At 65.7% G+C, this 5,356-nt stretch carries 7 protein-coding genes and 1 pseudogene; all 8 read left to right on the top strand.

The window, feature by feature from the left end; translation table 11 throughout:
* Positions 1–123: 123 nt before the first annotated feature.
* Positions 124–834, top strand: a pseudogene (locus BN3266_RS07385) (bifunctional 5,10-methylenetetrahydrofolate dehydrogenase/5,10-methenyltetrahydrofolate cyclohydrolase); the annotation flags it as partial.
* Between the two features lie 161 nt (positions 835–995).
* Positions 996–1,307: a 50S ribosomal protein L21 gene (gene rplU, locus BN3266_RS07390; protein ID WP_021659952.1), complete on the top strand. Its 312-nt coding sequence runs from the start codon at positions 996–998 to the stop codon at positions 1,305–1,307.
* Positions 1,308–1,311: 4 nt separating this feature from the next.
* Positions 1,312–1,626, top strand: a complete 315-nt coding sequence (locus BN3266_RS07395) for a ribosomal-processing cysteine protease Prp (RefSeq protein WP_021659951.1) — start codon at positions 1,312–1,314, stop codon at positions 1,624–1,626.
* A gap of 4 nt (positions 1,627–1,630) precedes the next feature.
* Positions 1,631–1,909, top strand: coding sequence for a 50S ribosomal protein L27 (gene rpmA, locus BN3266_RS07400; RefSeq protein ID WP_021659950.1), 279 nt, complete (start codon positions 1,631–1,633; stop codon positions 1,907–1,909).
* A 204-nt stretch (positions 1,910–2,113) separates the two neighbouring features.
* Positions 2,114–3,385 (top strand): GTPase ObgE, encoded by a 1,272-nt coding sequence (obgE, locus tag BN3266_RS07405; RefSeq protein WP_059004648.1) that lies wholly within the window; start codon positions 2,114–2,116, stop codon positions 3,383–3,385.
* Positions 3,386–3,400: 15 nt separating this feature from the next.
* Complete coding sequence (locus tag BN3266_RS07410; RefSeq protein WP_242861742.1) at positions 3,401–3,823, top strand: Mini-ribonuclease 3; 423 nt, start codon at positions 3,401–3,403, stop codon at positions 3,821–3,823.
* Positions 3,824–3,841: 18 nt separating this feature from the next.
* Entirely contained in the window at positions 3,842–4,573 is a 732-nt protein-coding gene (locus tag BN3266_RS07415; RefSeq protein ID WP_059004650.1) for a YebC/PmpR family DNA-binding transcriptional regulator, read from the top strand.
* Between the two features lie 179 nt (positions 4,574–4,752).
* Positions 4,753–5,356 (top strand): flavodoxin family protein (locus BN3266_RS07420; protein WP_059004651.1); only part of this gene is annotated, 604 nt, incomplete at its 3' end.

Raw genomic sequence — 5,356 nt, forward strand, 5'->3', positions numbered from 1 at the left:
GGGTACCGGCAGGACTGCCTGCGGGGGGTGGGCCAGTGGGGGGTCATCGACCGGCTGGAGGAGATGGGCATCCAGGAGGGGGACACCTGTTGCTTAGACACATCTAGATGGGTATAAGAGACAAGCCAGATCTATGTGCGCAACAAGGAGCGGACCTGCGCCGAGGTGGGCATCTCCTCCCGGGTCTACCGTCTCCCGGCGCAGACCAGCCAGGAGGAGCTGCTGGCGCGCATCGCCGCCCTGGGCGGCGACGATGCGGTGCACGGCATCCTGGTGCAGCTCCCCCTGCCGCCGCAGATCGACGAGCGGGCGGTCATCGAGGCCATCCCCCCCGACAAGGACGTGGACGGCTTTCACCCCCAGAGCGCCGGCCGGCTGCTGGTGGGGGAGCCCGGCTTTGTCCCCTGCACCCCCGCGGGGATATTGGAACTCATCGACTCCACTGGCGTCTCGGTGGAGGGCAAGCACTGCGTGGTCATCGGCCGCTCCAACATCGTGGGCAAGCCGACCGCCCTGCTGCTGTTGGGGCGAAACGGCACCGTCACCGTCTGCCACTCCCGCACCCAGGGCTTAAAGGAGATCGCCGCCCGGGCCGACATCCTGGTGGCGGCGGTGGGGCGGGCGGGCTTTGTCACCGGCGAGATGGTGAAGCCCGGCGCCCTGGTGATCGACGTGGGGATGAACCGGGACGCCGCCGGCAAACTCTGCGGGGACGTGGACTTTGCCGCCGCCGCCCAAAAGGCCGCCTACATCACCCCGGTCCCCGGTGGGGTGGGGCCGATGACCATCGCCATGCTCATGCAAAACACCCTGCGCGCCGCCGGGGGGAGATAGGGGCGCAAAAACCGCGAAAAACGGCTTTGTCATGGGGATTTTCCCTTGACAGGGCGGGAGAAATTTGCTAAACTAGGGAAGCCGCATGTTCTGGGCAAACATAAGAGCGGGTCTCCCGCCGCCTATGTATACAGCGAGTCTAATGTAAAGCAGGTGCAAATATGTACGCAGTTATCCAGACCGGCGGGAAGCAGTACAAGGTTTCCCAGGGCGATGTCGTCTACATCGAGAAGCTCGACGCAGAAGACGGCGCCGACTACACCTTCGAGCAGGTCGTTGCCATCTCCGGCGACGACGGGCTGAAGGTCGGCACCCCCTTTGTCGAGGGCGCCAACGTCACCGGCAAGATCGTCAAGTCCGGCAAGGGCAAAAAAATCACGGTATTCACCTACCGCCCCAAAAAGGACTCCAAGCGCAAGATGGGTCACCGGCAGCCCTACACCAAGGTAGAGATCACCGCCATCAACGCGTAAGGAAATGATTCGCATCCGCTTTTGCCGCCGCGGCGGCGAGATCGTCGGGTTTCGAGTCAAGGGCCACGCCGGCTTTGCCGAGAGCGGACAGGACATTGTCTGCGCCTCGGTCACCTCTGCGGTGCAGATGGCGGCGAACGGCCTGACGGAGTGCGCGGGGCTGCCCGCCGACCTCTCGGTACACGAGGGGGACATCTCCCTTCGCTGCGAAGGGGGGGGCGAGGGCGCCAAGCTGCTCTTTGAAAGCCTGTACCTGCAGTTGTCGCTGCTGGCGCAGGACTATCCCAAAAACATTGTCATAACCGATACGGAGGTGTAGAGGAATGCTGAAACTCAATATCCAGTTTTTTGCCCATAAGAAAGGCGTCGGTTCCACCCGGAACGGCCGTGACTCCGAGTCCAAGCGCCTTGGCGTGAAGCGGGGCGACGGTCAGTTCGTGCTGGCCGGCAACATCCTGGTCCGCCAGCGCGGCACCCACATCCACCCGGGTGAGAACGTGGGCCGCGGGTCTGACGACACCCTGTTTGCCAAAGTCAGCGGCAAGGTGAAGTTCGAGCGCGTCGGCAAAGACCGCAAAAAGGTCAGCGTCTACGAGGCGTAGAAAAGCGACCCGGCGGTTTTTCGCCCTTTGCAGATGAGCCTTTTCGGAAATCCCGGGCGAAAGCTCGGGATTTCCTTTTGAAAAAAGGCCGCCGCTCCCCCGCCCGCATGGGCCCCGGCAAACCGGGAAAAGGTAAGGGGGAGAGGCAGGGCGGGAGAACGCTCTCCGAGAAAGGCGCGCCAGCGGGCGCGAACGGGTGAACCGATGTTTGTCGATGTAGTGAAAATCAAGGTCAAGGCCGGCGACGGGGGGGACGGGGCCGTCTCCTTCCGCCGGGAAAAATATGTGGCCGCGGGCGGCCCGGACGGCGGCGACGGCGGCCGGGGGGGCAACGTGGTCTTTCAGGTGGACACCAACCTCTCCACCCTGGTGGACTTTCGCTTCAAGCGCAAGTTCGCGGCCGAGCGGGGCGAAAACGGCTCCGGCGGCAACCGCAAGGGGAAGAGCGGGCAGGACATCCTCATCAAGGTCCCCAAGGGCACCCTGGTGAAGGAGGCCGGCACCGGCAAGGTGATGGCCGACCTCTCGGGGGACGAGCCGGTGGCCGTGGCCCTGGGCGGCCGGGGCGGCGCGGGGAACGCCCGCTTCGCCACCGCCACCCGCCAGGTGCCCCGCTTTGCCAAGCCCGGCCAGCCGGGGGAGGAGTTCGAGCTGGTGCTGGAACTCAAGCTGTTGGCGGACGTGGGGCTGGTGGGCTTCCCCAACGTGGGCAAGTCCACCCTCATCTCGGCGGTGAGCGCCGCCAAACCGAAGATCGCCAACTACCCCTTCACCACCCTCTCCCCGGTCTTGGGGGTGGTTTCGGTGGAGGAGGGGCACTCCTTCGTCATGGCCGACATCCCCGGCCTCATCGAGGGGGCCAGCGAGGGGGTCGGCCTGGGGCACGACTTCCTGCGCCACGTGGACCGCTGTCGGCTGATTTTGCACGTGGTGGACGTCTCGGGCCTGGAGGGGCGCGACCCTTGCGAGGACTTTGCCGCCATCAACCGGGAGCTGGAAAACTTCAGCAGTGAGCTGGCCCAGCGGCCGCAGATCGTGTCCGCCAACAAGTGTGAGCTGGCCAGCGACGAGCAGATCGCGCGCTTTGGCGCCTTTGTCCGCGAGCAGGGCTACCCCTTCTATGTGGTTTCCGCCGCCACCCGCCAGGGCCTGCGGGAGCTGGTGAACGCCGTCAGCCGCGCCCTGGAAGAGCTGCCCCCCATCGTCCGCTACGAGAGCGATTTCGTGCGGGAGGAGGCAAAGCCCCTCGACTACAGCCAGTTCACCGTCCGCCGGGCCGACGACGCGGCCTACGAGGTGGTCTGCGACTGGGCCGGGGCCCTGCTGGGCTCGGTCAATATGGACGACTACGAGTCCCTCCAGTACTTCCAGCGGGTGCTGCGCCAGAGCGGCGTCATCGACCGGCTGGAGGAGATGGGCATCCAGGAGGGGGACACCGTGCGGGTGGGCGATTTCGAGTTCACCTTTGTCTACTAAAAGAGGGGGATGCCTTTGGAACACCCAAAACAGCTCAGCCCGCTGACCCTGGCCTTTCTCGGCGACGGGGTCTACGAGCTGGCGATCCGCCGTTACCTGGTGGAAGCGGGGGGGAGCATGCCCCCCAAAAAGCTCCACAACCTCTGTGTGCAGCACGTGCGCGCCTCGGCCCAGTGCCGGGCCGTGCGCTACATATACGACCGCCTCACCGAGGAGGAGCGGCAGATCTACAAGCGGGGGCGCAACGCCAGCGGGGTGACCGTCCCCAAAAACGCCAGTCCGGCGGAGTACCGGGCCGCCACCGGGCTGGAAGCCCTGGTGGGTTACCTGGACTTAAAGGGCGAGACGGCGCGGCTGAACGAGCTCATCGCCGCCATCTTAGAAATGGAAGAGCGGGAGGGCCCCTGTGACCCCACCCCGCCCGGCGAACCAAAATAGGAAAAAGGAGGACACACCATGTCGGGACATTCCAAGTGGAACAACATCAAGCGCAAGAAGGAGAAGACCGACGGCGCGAAGGCCAAGATCTTCACCAAGTGCGGCCGGGAGATCTCGGTCGCCGTCAAAGAGGGCGGGCCTGACCCCGCCTCCAACTCCAAGCTGCGCGACGCCATCGCCAATGCCAAGGCCAACAACGTGCCCAACGACAACATCGAACGGGTCATCAAAAAGGCCATGGGCGAGGGCAAGGACACCTATGAAGAGATCCTCTACGAGGGATACGGCCCCGGCGGCACCGCCTTTTTGGTGGAGACCCTGTCGGACAACCGCAACCGCACCGCGGCCAACATCCGCCACTATTTTGACAAGTTCGGCGGCAACCTGGGCCAGTCGGGCTGTGTCTCCTTCCTCTTCACCCAGAAGGGGGTCATCGACCTGAACGCCGACGGGATGGACGAGGAGGCCTTTATGGAGGACGCCCTGGAAGCCGGGGTGGAGGACTACACCTTTGAGGACGGGGTGATCGAGTGCACCGTCGCCCCCGAGGGCTTCTCCGCCGCGCGGGAGTACTTTGACAAAAAGGGATTTGTCTTCTACTCGGCCGAGGTGGCCTATCTCCCCAGCACCACCACCCACCTGGACGACCCCGACCAAATCAAGAAGATCGGCCTGCTCATCGACCACCTGGAAGAGGACGACGACGTGCAGGACATCTGGCACAACTGGGACGAGGAGGACGGCGAGTAGCTGTTTGCTCACCCTCACCCCCTGTCGCTGCCGTTTTGGGCCCGCTTCGGCTCCTCCCCGCTTTTGTGCGGAGGAGGCGCCGGCGGGCCCTTTTTGCACCTGTAAAGCGGGCCCCGCTTGACAGGCTGTTTTCTTTGGGGGATAGTGGAGAAAAACCGAGAGAGAAAGAGGAGAACCAAATGAAGATCAAAAGCGCCCAGCTCATCTACTTCAGCGCCGCCGGCACCACCGAGCGGACCGCCTGCCTCATCGGCGAGGGACTCGCCCTCCCCACCCAGGGGCGCAACCTCCTGCGCCAGCCCCTGACGGAGGAATGGGCCCTTCCCGCCGACTGCCTGGCGGTGGTCTGCGTCCCGGTCTACGCCGGGCGGGTGCCCGCCCTCTGTGCCGAGAGCCTGCGCCGCCTGAAGGGGGAGGATGGGCCCGCCCTGGCGGTGGCGGTCTACGGCAACCGCGACTTTGACGACTGCCTGGTGGAGCTCTCCGACCTGTTGGAGGCGGGGGGCTTTCACACGGTGGGGGCGGCCGCGGCGGTGGCCCAGCACTCCATCTTCCCCACCGTGGGCCAGGGCCGACCCGACGGGGAGGACGCGGCCTTTCTCGCCCGCTTTGCCGCCGAGGGAGAGGCGGCGGCCGAGGCCCTTGACCCCGCCGCGCCCCCGGCCCTTCACCTGCCGGGCGGCCGCCCGTACAGGGAGGCAGGATCCGTCCCCCTCCACCCCTCCGGCGACCGCCGCTGCACCGGCTGCGGGGCCTGCGCGGCCGTCTGCCCGGCCGGGGCCA

It is taken from the genome of Bittarella massiliensis (ex Durand et al. 2017), from assembly GCF_001486165.1.
Taxonomy (GTDB): Bacteria; Bacillota; Clostridia; order Oscillospirales; family Ruminococcaceae; genus Bittarella; species Bittarella massiliensis.